Annotated in this window: 19 protein-coding genes; 11 read left to right on the top strand and 8 right to left on the bottom strand. The window is 59.8% G+C overall.

Going from position 1 to position 17,578, the window contains the following annotated elements:
• Positions 1 to 3 precede the first annotated feature (3 nt).
• Together AB3G88_RS06930 and AB3G88_RS06925 are read right to left on the bottom strand one after the other, a co-directional pair.
• The gene (locus AB3G88_RS06930) at positions 4 to 738 is read right to left on the bottom strand and encodes a TPM domain-containing protein (RefSeq protein WP_480453524.1); all 735 of its coding nucleotides are present in this window, start codon (positions 736 to 738) and stop codon (positions 4 to 6) included.
• 4 nt (positions 739 to 742) lie between these two features.
• Complete coding sequence (locus AB3G88_RS06925; protein WP_032888315.1) at positions 743 to 1,354, bottom strand: LemA family protein; 612 nt, start codon at positions 1,352 to 1,354, stop codon at positions 743 to 745.
• Between the two features lie 244 nt (positions 1,355 to 1,598).
• Here AB3G88_RS06925 and bglX point away from each other — a divergent pair, with 244 nt between their 5' ends.
• Positions 1,599 to 3,890 (top strand): beta-glucosidase BglX, encoded by a 2,292-nt coding sequence (gene bglX, locus AB3G88_RS06920; protein WP_112193972.1) that lies wholly within the window; start codon positions 1,599 to 1,601, stop codon positions 3,888 to 3,890.
• A 67-nt stretch (positions 3,891 to 3,957) separates the two neighbouring features.
• Here bglX and AB3G88_RS06915 read toward each other — a convergent pair whose 3' ends face one another.
• Both AB3G88_RS06915 and AB3G88_RS06910 read right to left on the bottom strand, forming a co-directional pair.
• On the bottom strand, positions 3,958 to 5,115 hold the full coding sequence (locus tag AB3G88_RS06915; protein WP_480453523.1) for a phospholipase D-like domain-containing protein: 1,158 nt from the start codon (positions 5,113 to 5,115) through the stop codon (positions 3,958 to 3,960).
• 1 nt (position 5,116) lies between these two features.
• On the bottom strand, positions 5,117 to 5,698 hold the full coding sequence (locus AB3G88_RS06910; RefSeq protein WP_480453522.1) for a YceI family protein: 582 nt from the start codon (positions 5,696 to 5,698) through the stop codon (positions 5,117 to 5,119).
• 323 nt (positions 5,699 to 6,021) lie between these two features.
• On the opposite strand from AB3G88_RS06910, the gene AB3G88_RS06905 reads away from it, so the two are divergent.
• The 4 genes from AB3G88_RS06905 to AB3G88_RS06890 all read left to right on the top strand — a co-directional run bounded on the left by AB3G88_RS06905 (position 6,022) and on the right by AB3G88_RS06890 (position 8,665).
• On the top strand, positions 6,022 to 6,315 hold the full coding sequence (locus AB3G88_RS06905; RefSeq protein WP_480453521.1) for a DUF3077 domain-containing protein: 294 nt from the start codon (positions 6,022 to 6,024) through the stop codon (positions 6,313 to 6,315).
• A 253-nt stretch (positions 6,316 to 6,568) separates the two neighbouring features.
• Positions 6,569 to 6,838 carry a hypothetical protein gene (locus AB3G88_RS06900; RefSeq protein ID WP_480453520.1) on the top strand — a complete coding sequence of 90 codons (270 nt, stop codon included), beginning with the start codon at positions 6,569 to 6,571 and terminating at the stop codon, positions 6,836 to 6,838.
• Positions 6,839 to 6,866: 28 nt separating this feature from the next.
• Entirely contained in the window at positions 6,867 to 8,279 is a 1,413-nt protein-coding gene (locus tag AB3G88_RS06895) for a PAAR domain-containing protein (protein ID WP_480453519.1), read from the top strand.
• Positions 8,276 to 8,665 carry a hypothetical protein gene (locus tag AB3G88_RS06890; protein WP_400525524.1) on the top strand — a complete coding sequence of 130 codons (390 nt, stop codon included), beginning with the start codon at positions 8,276 to 8,278 and terminating at the stop codon, positions 8,663 to 8,665. Before AB3G88_RS06895 ends, AB3G88_RS06890 begins: the two co-directional genes overlap by 4 nt.
• A gap of 54 nt (positions 8,666 to 8,719) precedes the next feature.
• Here AB3G88_RS06890 and AB3G88_RS06885 read toward each other — a convergent pair whose 3' ends face one another.
• Positions 8,720 to 9,034 carry an amidase gene (locus AB3G88_RS06885; RefSeq protein ID WP_480453518.1) on the bottom strand — a complete coding sequence of 105 codons (315 nt, stop codon included), beginning with the start codon at positions 9,032 to 9,034 and terminating at the stop codon, positions 8,720 to 8,722.
• On the bottom strand, positions 9,031 to 10,104 hold the full coding sequence (locus AB3G88_RS06880) for a serine hydrolase domain-containing protein (protein WP_480453517.1): 1,074 nt from the start codon (positions 10,102 to 10,104) through the stop codon (positions 9,031 to 9,033). Before AB3G88_RS06880 ends, AB3G88_RS06885 begins: the two co-directional genes overlap by 4 nt.
• 185 nt (positions 10,105 to 10,289) lie before the next feature.
• Here AB3G88_RS06880 and olsB point away from each other — a divergent pair, with 185 nt between their 5' ends.
• Positions 10,290 to 11,045, top strand: coding sequence for an L-ornithine N(alpha)-acyltransferase (olsB, locus tag AB3G88_RS06875; RefSeq protein WP_099587554.1), 756 nt, complete (start codon positions 10,290 to 10,292; stop codon positions 11,043 to 11,045).
• The gene (locus AB3G88_RS06870) at positions 11,045 to 11,836 is read left to right on the top strand and encodes a lysophospholipid acyltransferase family protein (RefSeq protein ID WP_191947720.1); all 792 of its coding nucleotides are present in this window, start codon (positions 11,045 to 11,047) and stop codon (positions 11,834 to 11,836) included. The genes olsB and AB3G88_RS06870 overlap by 1 nt, the downstream gene beginning before the upstream one ends.
• A gap of 51 nt (positions 11,837 to 11,887) precedes the next feature.
• On the opposite strand, the gene AB3G88_RS06865 is transcribed toward AB3G88_RS06870, so the two are convergent.
• Positions 11,888 to 12,472, bottom strand: a complete 585-nt coding sequence (locus AB3G88_RS06865; RefSeq protein WP_480453516.1) for an acyl carrier protein phosphodiesterase — start codon at positions 12,470 to 12,472, stop codon at positions 11,888 to 11,890.
• 154 nt (positions 12,473 to 12,626) lie between these two features.
• On the opposite strand from AB3G88_RS06865, the gene AB3G88_RS06860 reads away from it, so the two are divergent.
• The 3 genes from AB3G88_RS06860 to AB3G88_RS06850 are packed head-to-tail and all read left to right on the top strand — an operon-like array spanning position 12,627 to position 15,218.
• Positions 12,627 to 12,953: an ArsR/SmtB family transcription factor gene (locus tag AB3G88_RS06860; RefSeq protein ID WP_012722694.1), complete on the top strand. Its 327-nt coding sequence runs from the start codon at positions 12,627 to 12,629 to the stop codon at positions 12,951 to 12,953.
• 14 nt (positions 12,954 to 12,967) lie between these two features.
• On the top strand, positions 12,968 to 14,134 hold the full coding sequence (locus AB3G88_RS06855; protein WP_112193962.1) for an MFS transporter: 1,167 nt from the start codon (positions 12,968 to 12,970) through the stop codon (positions 14,132 to 14,134).
• A gap of 28 nt (positions 14,135 to 14,162) precedes the next feature.
• Complete coding sequence (locus tag AB3G88_RS06850; protein ID WP_191947722.1) at positions 14,163 to 15,218, top strand: alkene reductase; 1,056 nt, start codon at positions 14,163 to 14,165, stop codon at positions 15,216 to 15,218.
• Between the two features lie 290 nt (positions 15,219 to 15,508).
• Here AB3G88_RS06850 and AB3G88_RS06845 read toward each other — a convergent pair whose 3' ends face one another.
• A complete protein-coding gene (locus AB3G88_RS06845; RefSeq protein WP_099587559.1) occupies positions 15,509 to 16,141 on the bottom strand; it encodes a TetR family transcriptional regulator in 633 nt (210 codons plus the stop codon).
• 286 nt (positions 16,142 to 16,427) lie between these two features.
• Between AB3G88_RS06845 and AB3G88_RS06840 the strand changes: the two genes are divergently transcribed.
• Positions 16,428 to 17,576, top strand: a complete 1,149-nt coding sequence (locus AB3G88_RS06840; protein WP_112193958.1) for an efflux RND transporter periplasmic adaptor subunit — start codon at positions 16,428 to 16,430, stop codon at positions 17,574 to 17,576.
• Positions 17,577 to 17,578 lie beyond the last annotated feature (2 nt).

Here is a 17,578-nt window from a genome sequence, read left to right as displayed (position 1 = left end):
TCATCACCAGCCACCTGAAGCGCCGCCGCCGCCGAAACCGCCACCGCCGCCCCGGAAACCACCGCCGCCACCGCCTCCCCCGCCGCCGCGTCCGCTGCTGCTGCTGCTGAGAATAGCCAGCAAGATCGCGCCCACCGGCAGCCCCATACGGTTGCACAGCCACAACACGCCGATCAGCAGGATAAACAGGCCAATGGAAAACCCGGGATTATCCTTGGCAAAGTTGGCGTCCGCCACATGGGCCGGCACGGCCAATGGCTCACCACCAACCACCTGGATCATCGCGGCCACGCCATCGCTGATGCCCTGGCTGAAATGGCCGGTTTTGAATTTGGGGGTGATCACCTGATTGATGATGACCCACGACTGCGCATCGGTCAGCACGCCTTCCAGGCCATAGCCGACTTCGATGCGCAATGTGCGCTCATCGCGGGCGACGATCAACAGCGCGCCGTTGTCCTTGCCCTTCTGGCCGATGCCCCAGTGGCGGCCCAGTTGATAACCGAAGTCTTCAATGGGCACGCCTTGCAGGTCGGGCACGGTGACGACCACGATCTGGTCGCCGGACGTTTGCTCCAGCGCCTGCAACTGCTCGGTCAAGTGCGCGCGCACCGCCGGGTCGATCATCTGGGCGTTGTCCACCACCCGCCCGGTCAACTCCGGGAAGGTCAACGCAGCCTGGGCCGCCCCGACGCAGGCCAGCAGCCACAGCGCCAGGCCTATCCGTAATAAGCGCATCGGCTTACTTGAACTTCACTTGCGGCGCTTTATCGGCATCGGCACTGGTGGCTTCAAACGTCTGGCGGATCGGCAAGTCGCTGTACATCACGCTGTGCCACAGGCGACCTGGGAAGGTGCGGATCTCGGTGTTGTAGGCCTGAACGGCCTGAATAAAGTCGCGGCGGGCCACGGCGATACGGTTTTCGGTGCCTTCAAGCTGGGATTGCAGGGCCAGAAAGTTCTGGTTGGCCTTCAGGTCCGGGTAGCGCTCGGACACCACCATCAAACGGCTGAGGGCGCCGCTCAAACCGTCCTGGGCTTGCTGGAACTGCTTAAGCTTCTCGGGATTGTCGAGGGTGCTGGCATCCACTTGGATCGAGGTGGCCTTGGCCCGCGCTTCGATCACCGCAGTGAGGGTGTCTTGCTCATGGGCAGCGTAGCCTTTGACCACTTCCACCAGGTTGGGGATCAGGTCGGCGCGGCGTTGGTATTGGTTCTGCACCTGGCCCCAGGCGGCTTTGGCCTGTTCGTCCAGGGTGGGAATGGTGTTGATGCCGCAACCGCTCAGCACCGTGCTGATCAATAGCAAAGCCGCGGCCTTGAAGCCCCAGCGGTAACCTTGTGCTGCTTGCATGGTGTTTCTCCTGAGCAATCTTGATGGAATGTGACGACTGACCCTATAAACCGCGCGCTTGGGGCATAATCCGCTCCCACTACTGGATTGCATCGAATCATTCAGCTAAAAAGATGCCCAGCGCAAATAAGAGTTCAGAAGTGTGGTGCATTTTCTGCAATAACACTCGAACAACACCATATGTTCCCCACATTTTGGCAGAACAGCGCCTGTTCGCTGTGCAGTGAGCCGAAAAAGGATATTCATGAAAAAGCTGTGTTTGCTCGGCCTTGTTGCCACGCTGGCCACCCACCCCGCCTGGGCAGAAACAAAGCCTGCTGCGCTTAAAGACAAGGACGCCTTTGTCAGCGACCTGCTCAAGCAGATGACGCTCGACGAGAAGATCGGCCAATTGCGCCTGATCAGCATCGGCCCCGAAATGCCCCGCGAGATGATCCGCAAGGAAATCGCCGCCGGCCGCATCGGCGGCACGTTCAACTCCATCACCCGCCCGGAAAACCGTCCGATGCAGGACGCGGCCATGCGCAGCCGCCTGAAGATCCCGATGTTCTTCGCCTATGACGTGATCCACGGCCACCGCACGATCTTCCCGATCAGCCTGGCCCTGGCCTCCAGCTGGGACATGGACGCCATCGGCCGCTCCGGGCGCATCGCCGCCCAGGAAGCCGCCGCCGACAGCCTCGACATCACTTTCGCGCCGATGGTCGATATCTCCCGTGACCCGCGCTGGGGCCGGACTTCCGAAGGTTTCGGCGAAGACACCTACCTCGTCTCACGCATTGCCGAAGTCATGGTCCGCGCCTTCCAGGGCGCCAGCCCCGCGAATGCCGACAGCATCATGGCCAGCGTCAAGCACTTCGCCCTGTACGGCGCGGTGGAAGGCGGGCGCGACTACAACGTGGTCGACATGAGCCCGGTCAAGATGTATCAGGACTACCTGCCGCCGTACCACGCGGCGATCAAGGCCGGTTCCGGCGGCGTGATGGTGGCGCTCAACTCGATCAACGGCGTGCCCGCCACCGCCAACACCTGGCTGATGAACGACCTGCTGCGCAAGGACTGGGGCTTCAAGGGCCTGGCCGTCAGCGACCACGGTGCGATCTTCGAACTGATCAAGCACGGCGTGGCCAAGGACGGGCGTGAAGCCGCCAAGCTGGCGATCAAGGCCGGCATCGACATGAGCATGAACGACTCGCTCTACGGCAAGGAATTGCCGGGGCTGCTCAAGTCCGGTGAGATCGAGCAAAGCGACATCGACAACGCGGTGCGCGAAGTGCTCGGCGCCAAGTACGACATGGGCCTGTTCAAGGACCCGTACCTGCGCATCGGCAAGGCCGAGGATGACCCGGCCGACACCTACGCCGACAGCCGCCTGCACCGCGCCGAGGCCCGTGACATCGCGCGCCGCAGCCTGGTCTTGCTGAAAAATCAGAACAACACTCTGCCACTGAAAAAATCCGCGACCATCGCCCTGGTCGGCCCGCTGGCCAAGGCGCCGATCGACATGATGGGCAGTTGGGCCGCAGCCGGTAAGCCGGAACAGTCGGTAACCCTGCTCGACGGTTTGAATGCGGTGATCGGCGAGAAAGGCAAGATCATCTACGCCCGTGGCGCCAACATCACCAACGACAAGGCCGTGGTCGACTACCTCAACTTCCTCAACTTCGATGCCCCGGAAGTGGTGGATGACAAGCGCGCGCCGCAGGTGCTGATCGATGAAGCGGTCAAAGCGGCCAAGGATGCCGACGTGATCGTCGCCGCCGTGGGCGAGTCCCGTGGCATGTCCCACGAATCCTCCAGCCGCACCGACCTGAATATCCCGCAAAGCCAGCGCGACCTGATCAAGGCGTTGAAGGCCACCGGCAAGCCGCTGGTGCTGGTGCTGATGAACGGTCGCCCGCTGTCGATCCTGGAAGAGAACCAACAGGCCGACGCCATCCTGGAAACCTGGTTCGCCGGCACCGAAGGCGGCAACGCCATCGCCGACGTGCTGTTCGGCGACTACAACCCGTCGGGCAAACTGCCGATCACTTTCCCACGCTCTGTGGGGCAGATTCCGACTTACTACAACCACCTGACCATCGGCCGGCCGTTCACCCCAGGCAAACCGGGCAACTACACCTCGCAATACTTCGATGACACCACCGGGCCGCTGTTCCCGTTTGGGTATGGCCTGAGCTACACCACGTTCAGCCTGTCGGACATGGCGCTGTCGTCCACCACCTTGAACAAGACCGGCAAGCTCGACGCCAGCGTCACCGTGCAGAACACCGGCAAGGTCGACGGCGAAACCGTGGTGCAGTTGTATATCCAGGACGTGGCCGGCTCGATGATCCGCCCGATCAAGGAGCTGAAGAACTTCCAGAAAGTCATGCTCAAGGCTGGGGAAGAGCGCACCTTGCACTTCACCATCACCGAAGAGGATTTGAAGTTCTACAACACCCAGCTCAAGTTCGCGGCGGAACCGGGCGAGTTCAATGTGCAGATCGGGCTGGATTCCCAGGATGTGCAGCAGCAGACCTTCGAACTGCTCTAAACCTCAAATGCGCTAAAAACTGTGGGAGGGGGCTTGCCCCCTCCCACATTTGGCCTCGTTGTTCTTGTCAGCCGCGTCGATCCAGCAGATTGACCACCAACCGATCCACCCAGCCCCACACTCTCTGCTTTACCCGCCGCCACAATGGCCGCGCCTTCCATGCTTGCAGGCTTACCGCCTGGCTCTGTGCAAAGTCCCGCTCGAAGCTGTCCACCACCGCCGCCGTCAATTGCGGGTCCAACGCTTCAAGGTTGGCTTCCAGGTTGAAGCGCAGGTTCCAGTGATCAAAATTGCACGAGCCGATGCTCACCCAGTCATCCACCAGCACCATTTTAAGGTGCAAAAAACACGGCTGGTATTCAAAGATCTGCACGCCCGAGCGCAACAAACGCGGGTAATAACGATGCCCGGCGTAACGCACGGACGGGTGATCGGTGCGTGGACCGGTCAGCAGCAAACGCACATCCACCCCCCGCCCAGCCGCCCGGCGCAAGGCACGGCGCACGCCCCAAGTGGGCAGGAAATACGGCGTAGCCAGCCAGATTCGCGTCTTGCTGTTGTTGAGTGCACGGATCAGCGATTGCAGGATGTCGCGGTGCTGACGGGCGTCGGCATACGCGACGCGGCCCAGACCCGGCCCGGTCGCCGGCACTTTGGGCAAGCGCGGCAAACCGAAATGGGTGGCGGGCTTCCATTCCCGGCGCGCCACGTTGGCATGCCATTGGCGGTCGAACAGCGCCTGCCAGTCCTGCACCAACGGGCCGCTGATCTGCACCATCACTTCGTGCCATTCGGCGGTGTCTTCGCCCGGCGTCCAGAATTCATCGGTGACGCCGGTGCCGCCGACCACGGCGATGTTTTGGTCGATGAGCAGCAGCTTACGGTGGTCGCGGTACAGGTTACGCATCCAACGGCGCCAGCTCAGGCGATTGTAGAAACGCAGCGCCACACCCGCATCGGTCAAACGCTTGCGCAGCCCCAGGGTGAAGGCGAGGCTGCCGTAGTCATCGAACAGGCAACGTACCTGCACGCCGCGTTCGGCGGCCAGCACCAGCGCCTGCACCATGGCTTCGGCGCAAGCGCCCGCCTCCACCAGGTACAACTCCAGATCCACCTGGCGCTCGGCGCGGGCAATGCCCACCAGCATCTGCGGGAAGAAATTCGGTCCGTCGATCAACAACTCGAAACGGTTGGCGCTGCGCCACGGGAACACTGCGCCGCTCACGTCAGCGCGCCGTGAAAATCAGCACCGCACCCACCGGCACCGACAAACTGATCGACTTGAGCCCCGCGGCTTCACGCAATGCCGCGACACCTGGCGCCAGGTCGAAACCCTCGGCGTGCAGTACCACAGGCTCCAGGGTCACTACCTGGAAGCGCCGGTCATCCAGGCGCGTGGCCAGCAATTCGGCGCTGTAGGTCTGGGTCTTGCCGTGCAAGGTCACGCTCAGCGGCAGGCGCAACTCCAACTGCGCGCCGGGGGCCAGGTCATTGATGGGTTGCAGATTGATCTGTGTACGGATCAGCGCATCGGGAAACGTCTTGATCTCGAACAGCTGGTTGCGCATGCGCTCGTCACGCAGCGGGATGCCGCTATTGACCGACTCCAGTTCCACTTCCACCTGCGCCGCGCCCTGGCTGTCGACCTTGCCATGCAGCACCAGAAAGCGCTGCACTTCAGCGATTTCGGTGTTTTTGGTGGTGACAAAGGACAGCCGCGAGGATTCGTTATCCAGGTACCAATCGGCATGGGCGGGGATAGCGGCGCAGGTCAGTAACGTGAAGGCCAGAGGTTTGACATTGAACATAAAGACTCGTGGGGCAAAAAACCTGCACGAACCTTAAGCGCATGTCAGGAACGGCGCAAATCCAAATGTGGGAGGGGGCTTGCCGCCGATGACGGCCGTTCAGCCAAGGATTCATTAACTGATACGAAGACGCTACAGCGTCGTCATGCAAACCAGTCGGCGCTTTTTTGTGCCCGCTGTTTGTGCTTTATGGCGGCTGTGCGTGGGAGGCCCCGTGCCTGCCGAGTCGCTTCTTCTCGGATTCCAACCTGCGTAAAGCTGCCACCCTCATGCTTGGAATCGTGAATGGCAGCTCTTTTTGGTTGTACCAAAGGAGCAAACTTATGCCGTACGAAATACCCTCTGCCGAAACTATCGGCGCCGTGGCCTTCGCAGACTGCGGTGAAAACAAAAGCCATTTGAAAGTATTCCGCGTCAACGCGGGTGTTCCGCTTGTGGAAGCCCTTGAACACGCATCCCACGTGCTCTACTACGCCAAAATGCTCTCTGTTGAGGCCGCAATGGACCCCAAGGCAGAGAAGTTCGCGTTCGCTTCGCATTACTTGGGCGAAATGGGTAAAGCCATTGTTGATGATCTACTCCTGGCTATGCAGCCCGGCAATCCAACACAGCAGTAAGCCATTCGCGCCCGATGTAATGCATCGGGCGCGTAAACACCATATTCCTACATAGACTGACGCGCCCCATCAGACTCTAACGACACAACTATCGGAAACGTCTGACTTTACGCCAAGTAAACGCCTCTCCAAAGTTTGGCGTGCTTGCTACTTCTTCCAACCCATTGCCCTCGACTGAAACGCGTCACGCATAATAGTTCGTGGAAGCAACAGAGGTACATAGCCAAAAACGCCCACCGGTGAGGATATAAAAATGACTCCCCCAACATCTAAGTTCTACACCAACGAAGTTTCCCCTGACTTTCTCCGCACTTTGAATAAGTCGACTTTTACGGAACAGCAACTTTCCACTTTCAATGAACAAGCATTGGCAACAATCAAGCAACAGCAGGAATATAAAAAATCTCAAAGGCGTATCACTGCCAGAGGACTTCCTGCCCTCTATCGAAAGCTGAATCAAAAAAATGCACGGCACTACAAAGTACGGTGCATCTTAAAAAAATTAAAACCTATAGCCGACTGATGATGAAAAATAGATAAAGGACAAGATAATGAACGAAGGACATTTCATTGGCCTGGGTGACAAAACCACTTGCGGCGGAACAGTTCTGGATGGTGATCCAAGAGTAAATATATACGGCCTCCTACATGCTTGCGAAGGTGATCAAGTTACATGTGGGAAGCATAAAGGGATTTATAAAATCCTCGGTGGTATTTCGCATATTGAAAGCCATGGCAGGCGTATGGCAGGCACGCTGGACAGCTTCAGTAGTTGCCCCTGTCGAGCCAAATTCATCCCCTCCGTGTACACGGCGACCTACAGCAACGAAGGTTATGAAGCGCCACCAACCAGGCGAGCCGTTGAACCGGTGTCTTCGACGCTAACCGGCCGCCCCGACGCGCCGCAACAATCTGCCTATGCCCCTTCGCACACTCCCGCCCCATCTGCATTGAACGGGGTGCTGGGCCAGGAACCCGGCTTCTATGTGGTGCCCAAGAGCATGAGTCGAGAAGCATTGGAGAACTTGCTTTTCCCCGCACCTGATCCCGACGTGATAAGGAAGTTTCAAGCCCTCAATCCCAAAACTGACTATATAAAAGCCGGCTCCATGATCGTGCTTGGTGATCCGAACAACACCTCCTGTAGTTATCAGGAAGCACAACTGATGCAGGCCGCTCAACAAGTGGATACATCGCTGGATCCCCTGACGCCAGATGAAGCTGACTTTCTGTATCGACACGGGGCAGAAATCGCCAGCTTCATTGGCGACACATCAACTTGGCTGGGCGTCAGCGCAATAGTGATGGAAAAGCACCTGACGAACCTGCGCGATACCCTTCAAGCGATCGAGCGCTTGCATCAGGAGAGCTATCGTCAGCACGGGCACCTTAAATCGCCGCAGTTCTTTGCCGAACGACAACGGCTACTAGCCAAACTGGATGCACACTTGCTGAACTCCACTCGCCTGCGTGGCCAGACGACATTAGGTGATCACCCCAAGCTGAAAACGTCCCTCGGCATTTCCAACCGGAGCCTCGTACATCACTGGAATAAAGCGGGTGGACCGGGGGCGATTCCTGGATATGCCACCCATGTGGAGGCGATCAGTCGTGCGGCCAAGTACATGAATACAGGCGGTTATATTGGCATTGGTATTGGCGGTGTGTCGTCGTTGTTGGCTATCAAGCAAGTTTGTAACGGAGATTCTGGGGCGGTTTGCAGGAAGATTAAGTTTACTGAAACAGGAAAATTCGGCTTGGCTACAGCAGGTGGTGCCCTGGGGGGCGCGATAGCTAGTTCCGCCGGTAGTTCGATTTGTTTGGCTCTTGGAGTCTCAACTGGTATAGGAGGTGTAGTCTGTTTCGGGGCCTTAGTCGGGGCTGGCTCCTGGGTAGGTACAACGGGCGGCGGAATGGCTGGCGAAGCTATAGGGGAGATGATTTACAAGGGCAATCAACCATGACAAGTATTGACACTTGGCCTCCGTGGGTTGCGATCATTGCCACGGGAGGTTGGGGCTTGCTCGCAACTGCCGGTATCGCGTACAGCCTGTACCTGAGCCGCTATCGGCTGGATGCTATAAAAGAGGCATTGAAGAACAGTCGATATATGTATATTTGGGGGACGAGCCTTGGGAAACGAGGTTTGATTTGGTCGCTATTGGAGATCTCAAAAATCGCCGGAATGGTGGCGTGGCCAAGGGCTTCGATTCAAATCGGAGAACTGGACCCGGTTGATCTTGAGAATTTCCCTCCCCCTCTGAAACGTCGCCTCATCATCAACTTGACGGTGATGATCATCGGCTTTATTTGGATGATGGTCGTAGCCATTCTATTGGAGTTCAGGTAATTCAAGCGGGCCTTATCCAAGGCCCGCCGTCGAAAATATCTAAATGAAGCGACCTCACGGCAACAACCGACACCCCTGCCGCTCCCCCAACCACCTGGCACTGTGCGTGCGCCCCAACCCACTCGCCGTCACTTCACTGCGCTCAGGGTTATCGCTGAATGCACTGGTCGGCACGTACTGCTTCACATACCCCCGGCAATATTCCGCCGGATTGTTCGCAACATACCGGCACGAGCAATACTCCTTGGCCGTGTACGCCGCGATAATGTCGGGGAAGGCTTGCAGGTTGACGCGCTCGTGCCAGATCCAGCCCAGCAGGGCTGCGACCAACAATAGAAACACGGTGGTAAACGGCCGACGACGGATCATGGCTGCACCGCCGCAAGCACGCGCTTGAGCAGTTCGTTGTGTTGGTAGCTGCCGTCGCGATCATCGCCGTAACGCACGATCACCAGGTGGTCGGCGGGCATCACGTACAGCGCCTGGCCCCAATGGCCGAGTGCGGCGAACGTGTCAGCCGGGGCGGCGGGCCAGGGTCGCGGGGTGCCTTGGTTCAGCCACCAATGACCGCCGGGCACGGCTTCGTCCTGGCCTGCCTGGTATTTGTCGAAAGGCTGGCGGTTGAAGGCGACCCAGTCTTCTGGCAGCAACTGTTGCTCGCCCCAACGACCGTTGCGCGCCATCAGCAAACCGACGCGGGCCAAGTCGCGTGCAGTCAGGTAGGCATAGGACGAGGCGACGAAGGTTTCATCGGCATCGGTTTCCCACGTGGCATTACGAATGCCCAGCGGTTTGAACAGCGCGTCCCACGGGTAGCTGATGTAAGCCTTGTGCCCGAGCATGCCTTTGAGTGCGGCGGATAAAATATTGCTGTCACCGCTGGAATAACGGAAGGCCTGGCCCGGCGCGCTGAACGATCCGGTGTTGGCGGCGAACTCGGCCATATCGGCGTGGCCACGGGTATAGAGCATCGCCACCACCGAGGATTTGAGCGGCGCGTATTCGTAGTCCTCCTGCCAGTCCAGGCCTGAGGCCCAGTGCAGCAGGTCGGCCATGGTCACCGTGGGGTGTTGCTTCATCGGCGGGTAAAAACGCCACACAGGGTCAGTCAGTTTGAAGCGATTATCGCCGTAGGCTATGCCCAGCACAGTGGCCATCAGGCTCTTGCTGATGGACCAGGTCAGGTGCGGCGTGTCGGCGGTGGTGGGCGCTGCGTAGCGCTCGTAGATGATCTCGCCGTCGCGGATCACCAGCAGCGCATCGGTGCGAATGCCTTGGCGGGTGGCATCGTCACGCGGCGGGAACGCGTAGGCGTCCAAGGCTTCGACGGCGGGCCCGGCAAGCGGCGTGCCCTTGGCCCAGTCCTTGTCTGGCCAGGTGTCGGCATAGGCGGTAACGGTGACGAACAGCAGGGCAACACACAGCAGGCCTCTGACCATGGACACAGACTCAAGGGGGCATTCAAGCCCGCGAGCCTAGCCGAGGGTGATGACAGATTTGCGACAGGAAGGGCTGTCATCCAAGCGTCACCATAACTTCATGGAGATGACACCGAGCCTACATAGCCTGAGTTTGGACAAACAAGTCGACCGGCCGAAAGGTGGCTGGCACTCGGAGATTCGCCATGACTCAGATCGCCCGCATCAGCGACACCGGCAATGAACGCCGTCTGCAAGCCGAACGCCTGGTTGGCGCACAAGCGTTGCAGGAAGCCCAGGCCCTGCGGTTCAACGTGTTCAGCGGCGAGTTCAACGCCAAGCTGAAAGGCGCGGAACACGGCCTGGACATGGATGACTATGATGTTCACTGCAGCCACATCGGCGTGCGGGATTTGAACAGCGGTCGACTCGTCGCCACTACCCGCTTGCTCGACCATCAGGCCGCCAGCACCTTGGGCCGGTTCTACAGTGAAGAAGAATTCAGCCTGCATGGCTTGCTGCACCTGCAGGGCCCGATCCTGGAAATCGGCCGCACCTGCGTCGATCCGGCCTACCGCAACGGCGGCACCATCGCCGTGCTGTGGGGCGAATTGGCCGAAGTGCTCAACCAGGGCGGCTACAGCTATCTGATGGGCTGCGCGAGCATCCCGATGCACGACGGCGGCATCCAGGCCCACGCGATCATGCAGCGCCTGCGCGAACGCTATCTGTGCAACGAACACTTGCGCGCCGAACCGAAAAAACCGCTGCCGGCGCTGGACCTGCCGTCCAACGTGATCGCCGAAATGCCACCGCTGCTCAAGGCCTACATGCGCCTGGGTGCGAAGATCTGCGGCGAGCCGTGCTGGGATGAAGATTTCCAGGTGGCCGACGTGTTCATCCTGCTCAAACGCGATAATTTGTGCCCGCGTTACGCGCGCCACTTCAAGGCGGCCATGTGATGAGCCGTTTGCGCGTGTACGGGCGCATCGCCCGCGTGCTGGTGGTGGTGGCGCTGGGCTTGAGCATGGCCAGTGTGTTCGGCGTGTTCGAGCGGCTGGGCATCGCCAACTCGATGGTGCGGCGTCAGCGTTGGTCGCGGTTTTTTATGGCGCGGCTGACCAACGCCCTGCCCTTTCGCGTGACGGTGCACGGTGAGTTACCGACGCAGCCGATGCTGTGGGTGAGTAATCACGTGTCCTGGACGGACATTCCGCTGCTGGGTGCGGTGGCGCCGATGTCGTTCCTGTCCAAGGCCGAAGTGCGCACCTGGCCGGTGGCGGGATGGTTGGCGGCCAAGGCCGGCAGCCTGTTTATCCGCCGTGGCTCGGGCGACAGCCAGTTGATCCGCAAGCAGATGACCCGCCATCTGGAGCAACAGCATCCGCTGCTGATGTTCCCCGAGGGCACCACCACTGACGGGCGTAGCCTGCGCACCTTCCACGGGCGCTTGCTGGCCAGTGCGATCGATGCGGATGTGGCGCTGCAACCGGTGGCAATTCGTTACCTGCGCGATGGGCAAGTAGACCCGCTGGCGCCGTTTATTGGCGATGACGATTTGTTGTCGCACCTGATGCGGTTGTTCGCCAATGATCAGGGCGATGTGGAGATTCACGTGCTCAAGCCGATTGCGTGCGCCGGGCAAGAACGCGCGGCATTGGCGTATCAGGCGCAGCAGGCGGTGCAGAAGGCGTTGTTTGGGCCGTTGCCGGAGGCTGAGCACGTGGCGGGTCGGCCAGCGTTCGCCGCCTGATATGAGCTAAACACGGTTCCAATGTGGGAGGGGGCTTGCCTCCTCCCACATTTAGACCCCACTAATCAGTTGGGCTTGTGAAAAGGCTTGTAGCTCTGGGTAGAACTCACTGAAGTCTTTGCTCAGCGGCTCATACAGAATCCGCAATTCCTGCATCGCCTGCCCTAACTCCTCCGGCTGCGTCAGCCGCCGCGAAATCCCGCGCAACACCTGCTCCATCACCTCGAACTCACGGTACGAACCCAGCCAGTCATCCGCTGCCATCCAGGGCGCAATCTGCGCCAGCCGCCCCGGCAACTGCGGCTCGGCCGCGAGCACGCGATACACCTGCGAAGTGAACTGCTCCAACGGCTGATCGGCATACAACGCCCAATCCCGCGCCAGGCAATGATCGAAAAACACGTCGAGGACGATCCCCGCATAGCGCCTGCGGGTAAGGCTGAAACGCGACAACGCTTCGCCGACCAGCGCGTGGCTGTCGGTAAAGCGGTCGATGGAGCGATGCAACTGGATCGCCGACTCGATTTGCGGGCTGAACTGCCCTTGCAGGCGACCTTTGACGAAATCGCCATAGAGGCTGCCCAGCAGTTGTGCAGGAAGTTGGCCGCCCAGGTGCAGATGTGCGAGATAATTCATGGCGCGCAGTCTAGCACTGCCGTCAACGTATCGTTATAACCCGATATACCGATTTGACCTGTCCTCAGACCAAAATCATATTGGTATATCGGGATGCAACGATTTAAGGTTCGCCTCATCGCGATATAACGCTTTACGACACCGAGCACCTGCCATGTCCATCGACCTCGACGAAATAATAAAAGCCCTGGCGCACCCAGTACGACGAGACATCCTCACCTGGCTGAAAGACCCGAAAGTGCAATTCCCCGAGCAACTGCACAACCACGAATACGGCATCTGTGCCGGGCAGATCGACCAGCGCTGCGGCTTGTCCCAGTCGACCGTGTCGGCCCACCTGGCCACCTTGCAACGGGCGGGTTTGATCAGCAGCCAAAAGGCCGGGCAGTGGCACTTTTTCAAACGCAACGAGGAAACCATCCAGGCCTTCCTCGCAGCGCTCACCACAGAACTCAGCGCTGACGACAACGCAGCGCTGTAACAAAGGAAACGCAAATGCCCCTCTCGCTACTCATCCTGGCCCTGAGCGCCTTCGCCATTGGCACCACCGAGTTCGTCATCATGGGCCTGTTGCCCGATGTGGCGGCGGACCTCGGTGTGTCGATTCCCGGCGCCGGCTGGCTGGTGACTGGTTACGCCCTGGGCGTGGCCATCGGCGCGCCGTTCATGGCACTGGCCACCGCCAAGTTGCCTCGCAAGGCGGCGCTGGTAGCGTTGATGGGCATCTTCATTATCGGCAACCTGCTCTGCGCCCTGGCCAGTGACTACAACGTGCTGATGTTTGCCCGTGTGGTCACCGCGTTGTGCCACGGTGCGTTTTTCGGGATCGGTTCGGTGGTGGCAGCCAACCTGGTGCCCGCCAACAAGCGGGCGTCCGCCGTGGCCTTGATGTTCACCGGTTTGACCCTGGCCAACGTGCTCGGTGTACCGCTGGGTACTGCGCTGGGCCAGGAAGCCGGCTGGCGCTCGACCTTCTGGGCGGTGACGGTGATTGGTGTGGTGGCGTTGATCGGCCTGATCCGCTTCCTGCCGGCCAAGCGCGACGAAGAAAAACTCGACATGCGTGCCGAACTGGCCGCCCTCAAAGGGGCCGGGATCTGGTTGTCGCTGAGCATGACCGCACTGTTCGCCGCGTCCATGTTTACCCTCTTCACCTATGTGGCGCCGCTGCTCGGTGATGTCACCGGCGTGTCGCCCAAAGGCGTGACCTGGACCCTGCTGCTGATCGGTCTGGGCCTCACCGTGGGCAACATCATCGGCGGCAAGCTGGCGGACAAGCGTCTGGCCGCGACCTTGATCGGCGTGTTTATCAGCATGGCGGTGGTGTCCACGGCGCTGACCTGGACCAGCGTCGCCGTGATCCCGACTGAAATCACCCTGTTCCTGTGGGCCACCGCTTCGTTTGCTGCCGTGCCTGCGTTGCAGATCAACGTGGTGACCTTCGGCAAGGCCGCGCCAAACCTGGTGTCCACCTTGAACATCGGCGCCTTCAACATCGGCAACGCCCTTGGTGCCTGGGTCGGCGGCAGTGTGATTGCCCACGGCTTCGGCCTGACCAGCGTGCCATTGGCGGCAGCTGCCCTGGCCATCCTTGCGCTGGTAGTGACCCTGATTACTTTCCGCCAGGGCGGCGATGCCGACCTGGCCCCTGCGACCAACTGATCAACTTCAAAGAGAAAGGTGTATTCCCATGACGACTATTTTCGATCCGATCACACTGGGCGACCTGGAACTGTCGAACCGCATCATCATGGCGCCGCTGACCCGCTGCCGTGCCGATGAAGGCCGCGTACCCAACGCGCTGATGGCCGAGTACTACGTGCAACGCGCGTCCGCCGGGCTGATCCTCAGCGAAGCCACCTCCGTGACGCCGCTGGGCGTGGGCTACCCGGACACCCCAGGCATCTGGTCCAACGACCAGGTGCGTGGCTGGGCCAACGTCACCAAGGCGATTCATGGCGCGGGCGGCAAGATCTTCCTGCAACTGTGGCATGTGGGCCGCATCTCCCACGAGTCCTACCTGAATGGCGAAACGCCGGTGGCACCGAGCGCGATCCAGCCCAAGGGCCACGTCAGCCTGGTACGCCCACTGGCTGACTACCCGACCCCGCGCGCCCTGGAAACTGCAGAAATCGCCGACATCGTCGACGCCTACCGCACCGGTGCCGAGAACGCCAAGGCCGCCGGCTTCGACGGCGTGGAAATCCACGGCGCCAACGGTTACCTGCTCGACCAGTTCCTTCAGAGCAGCACCAACAAGCGCACCGACCAGTACGGCGGCTCCCTGGAAAACCGTGCACGCCTGCTGCTGGAAGTGACCGACGCGGCCATCGAAGTCTGGGGCGCCGGCCGTGTGGGCGTGCATTTGGCACCGCGTGCCGATTCCCATGACATGGGCGACGATAACCTGGCAGAAACCTTCACCTACGTCGCCAGCGAATTGGGCAAACGTGGCATCGCGTTTATCTGCTCACGTGAAAAGGAAGGCGCGGACAGCCTCGGTCCACAACTGAAGAAAGCCTTCGGCGGCGTGTACATCGCCAACGAACGCTTTACCAAGGACAGCGCCAATGCGTGGCTGGCCGAAGGTAAAGCGGATGCGGTGGCCTGGGGTGTGCCGTTCATTGCCAACCCGGACCTGCCGGCACGCTTGAAGGCCGATGCGCCGCTGAACGAAGCACGTCCGGACACCTTCTATGGCAAGGGCCCGGTCGGCTACATCGATTACCCAACGCTGGCGCTGTAAACCAAATGTGGGAGGGGGCTTGCCCCCGATGGCGGTGCATCAGTCACTATAGGTGTTGACTGACCCACTGCTATCGGGGGCAAGCCCCCTCCCACATTTTTGACTGTCTGTAGCCTTGGGAAACATCACTTCACAGAACCGCAACAAAATCCCTACAAAATACTTAGGCGGCTACCTATCAACCGCCCGCCAGCCCGTATATAAAGTCACCCCACCAATCAGGCAGAAGGACGATTGACTGTCCTTAGGCTTTACTGTTGACACACCCTGATGCAATTACGCATTTTGTTTCAATTGCGCAGGCTTGGGCTCAGACGCAGCATGTCTAGCCCTGCGTCTACCCAGCGTTCCGCTTCCTGATGCAATTGGAAGCTGTCGGGGACCAACAGCCACTGGCCAATCAGCCCATTGATGTAGGCATGAATGCACACGGCGCCGCGGGTGGTGTCGAGGTTTTCCGGCAGTTGCCCGCGATGGACCGCGTTACGCAGGGTCAGGCCGATGCGCAGGTTGCACTCCAGGCTGTGGGTCTGGCGCTGGCGGCGCATGTCGCACATTTCATCGGTGAATTCGCACTTATGAAACAAAATCTCATTGATGCGCCGGGTTTTCGGGTCCAGGGCCACTTGATGAAACAAATGAATCAGCAGCTTGCGCATGCAGCCCAGCGGGTCGAGTTCATCCTCGCTTTCACTGGCCCTGGCCAATTCATCCAGCGGCTCATGCAAGGTGTCGAGCAGCGCCTGCAACAGATCGGATTTGTTGCTGAAGTGCCAGTAAATAGCGCCCCGCGTCACACCGGCCAGCGCGGCGATGTCCGCCAGCGTCGTGCGTGCAACGCCGCGATCGTAAAAGGCTTGCTCGGCGGCTTGAAGAATTTGGCTGCGCGTTTCTTGAGCTTCCTCTTTAGTGCGACGAACCATGGCAGTAGAACCTCAATCAGGACACTTGAGACTATCGTTAACGCAACGTTAATAGACGCGAACGATCATCTGAATATTTGTGGGACGACACCGTCATGGGTGCCGAACGTAATGGAATCGAGGCTTCGGACGTTGCTTTGTCAACATTCCCCGCAGCCTGTCAAGAGTTTACAAACAACCATGAACGTAAGTATATTGCGTAGCAAGCTACTTATCCACTCACGGCTTGTTTTTTACCCTTCCACCCTTCTTGTGCGCACCCTGCGCGCCTGACCCGAGGATCTTCATGCAACTTAAGCCAGCTGTTACCGCTCTGGTCACTGCCGTCGCCCTGGCATCGCTGCTCAGCGGATGTAAAAAGGAAGAAGCGGCTCCGCCCGCTCAAACCCCTCAGGTCGGCGTGGTCACCATTCAACCGCAAGCCTATACCCTGACGTCCGAGCTGCCAGGCCGCACCACCGCCTACCGCATCGCGGAAGTTCGTCCTCAGGTCAATGGCATCATCCTCAAGCGCCTGTACAAAGAAGGCGCCGACGTGAAGGAAGGCCAGCAGCTTTACCAGATCGACCCGTCGGTCTATGAAGCCACGCTCAAAAGCGCACAAGCGACGCTGACCCAGACCAAGTCGATCACCGATCGCTACAAACAGTTGGTGGATGAACAAGCCGTCAGCCGTCAGGAATACGACACCGCCGTCGCTAACCGCATGACTGCCGAAGCAAACGTTCAAACCGCCCAGATCAACGTGCGCTACACCAAGGTCTACGCGCCGATTTCCGGGCGTATCGGCCGTTCTGCCGTCACCGAAGGCGCGCTGGTCAGCAATGGCCAGGCCGATGCCATGGCCGTGATCCAGCAACTGGACCCGATCTACGTCGACGTCACGCAGTCTTCCGCTGAAATGCTGAAACTGCGCCGTGACCTGGAAAGCGGTCAGCTGGAAAAAGCCGGCGCCAATGCCGCCAAGGTCAAGCTGACCCTGGAAGACGGCACCGACTACGGTCAGGAAGGCAAACTTGAGTTCTCCGAAGTGTCGGTCGACCAGACCACCGGTTCCGTGACCCTGCGCGCTGTGTTCCCCAACCCTGACCACACCCTGCTGCCGGGCATGTTTGTTCACGCCCAACTGCAAGCCGGTGTGAACAGCAAGGCGATCCTGGCACCGCAGCAAGGCGTGACCCGTGACATCAAGGGCATCCCGACCGCGCTGGTGGTGAACAAGGACAACAAGGTCGAGCAACGCACCCTGGTGGCCAACCGTACCGACGGCGCCTACTGGCTGGTGGAAAAAGGCCTGAACGCCGGTGACCGCGTGATCACCGAAGGCCTGCAATTCATCAAGCCGGGCATCGAAGTCAAGGTCAAGGACGCTGACAACGCCAAGCCCGCAGGTTCCGCTGCTGCTCCTGCTGCCGCTGCCGGCAAAGGGGAGTAATC

Source organism: Pseudomonas arvensis, assembly GCF_056688935.1.
Note: the sequence above shows the minus strand (reverse complement) of the source record. Positions and strands in the feature narration are given on the sequence as shown.

Bases quoted from the DNA above. Each gene is read 5' to 3' on its own strand.
- AB3G88_RS06930 (WP_480453524.1), bottom strand. From the start codon at position 738: ATGCGCTTATTACGGATAGGCCTGGCGCTGTGGCTGCTGGCCTGCGTC.
- AB3G88_RS06925 (WP_032888315.1), bottom strand. From the start codon at position 1,354: ATGCAAGCAGCACAAGGTTACCGCTGGGGCTTCAAGGCCGCGGCTTTG.
- bglX (WP_112193972.1), top strand. From the start codon at position 1,599: ATGAAAAAGCTGTGTTTGCTCGGCCTTGTTGCCACGCTGGCCACCCAC.
- AB3G88_RS06910 (WP_480453522.1), bottom strand. From the start codon at position 5,698: ATGTTCAATGTCAAACCTCTGGCCTTCACGTTACTGACCTGCGCCGCT.
- AB3G88_RS06905 (WP_480453521.1), top strand. From the start codon at position 6,022: ATGCCGTACGAAATACCCTCTGCCGAAACTATCGGCGCCGTGGCCTTC.
- AB3G88_RS06900 (WP_480453520.1), top strand. From the start codon at position 6,569: ATGACTCCCCCAACATCTAAGTTCTACACCAACGAAGTTTCCCCTGAC.
- AB3G88_RS06895 (WP_480453519.1), top strand. From the start codon at position 6,867: ATGAACGAAGGACATTTCATTGGCCTGGGTGACAAAACCACTTGCGGC.
- AB3G88_RS06890 (WP_400525524.1), top strand. From the start codon at position 8,276: ATGACAAGTATTGACACTTGGCCTCCGTGGGTTGCGATCATTGCCACG.
- AB3G88_RS06885 (WP_480453518.1), bottom strand. From the start codon at position 9,034: ATGATCCGTCGTCGGCCGTTTACCACCGTGTTTCTATTGTTGGTCGCA.
- AB3G88_RS06880 (WP_480453517.1), bottom strand. From the start codon at position 10,104: ATGGTCAGAGGCCTGCTGTGTGTTGCCCTGCTGTTCGTCACCGTTACC.
- olsB (WP_099587554.1), top strand. From the start codon at position 10,290: ATGACTCAGATCGCCCGCATCAGCGACACCGGCAATGAACGCCGTCTG.
- AB3G88_RS06870 (WP_191947720.1), top strand. From the start codon at position 11,045: ATGAGCCGTTTGCGCGTGTACGGGCGCATCGCCCGCGTGCTGGTGGTG.
- AB3G88_RS06865 (WP_480453516.1), bottom strand. From the start codon at position 12,472: ATGAATTATCTCGCACATCTGCACCTGGGCGGCCAACTTCCTGCACAA.
- AB3G88_RS06860 (WP_012722694.1), top strand. From the start codon at position 12,627: ATGTCCATCGACCTCGACGAAATAATAAAAGCCCTGGCGCACCCAGTA.
- AB3G88_RS06855 (WP_112193962.1), top strand. From the start codon at position 12,968: ATGCCCCTCTCGCTACTCATCCTGGCCCTGAGCGCCTTCGCCATTGGC.
- AB3G88_RS06850 (WP_191947722.1), top strand. From the start codon at position 14,163: ATGACGACTATTTTCGATCCGATCACACTGGGCGACCTGGAACTGTCG.
- AB3G88_RS06845 (WP_099587559.1), bottom strand. From the start codon at position 16,141: ATGGTTCGTCGCACTAAAGAGGAAGCTCAAGAAACGCGCAGCCAAATT.
- AB3G88_RS06840 (WP_112193958.1), top strand. From the start codon at position 16,428: ATGCAACTTAAGCCAGCTGTTACCGCTCTGGTCACTGCCGTCGCCCTG.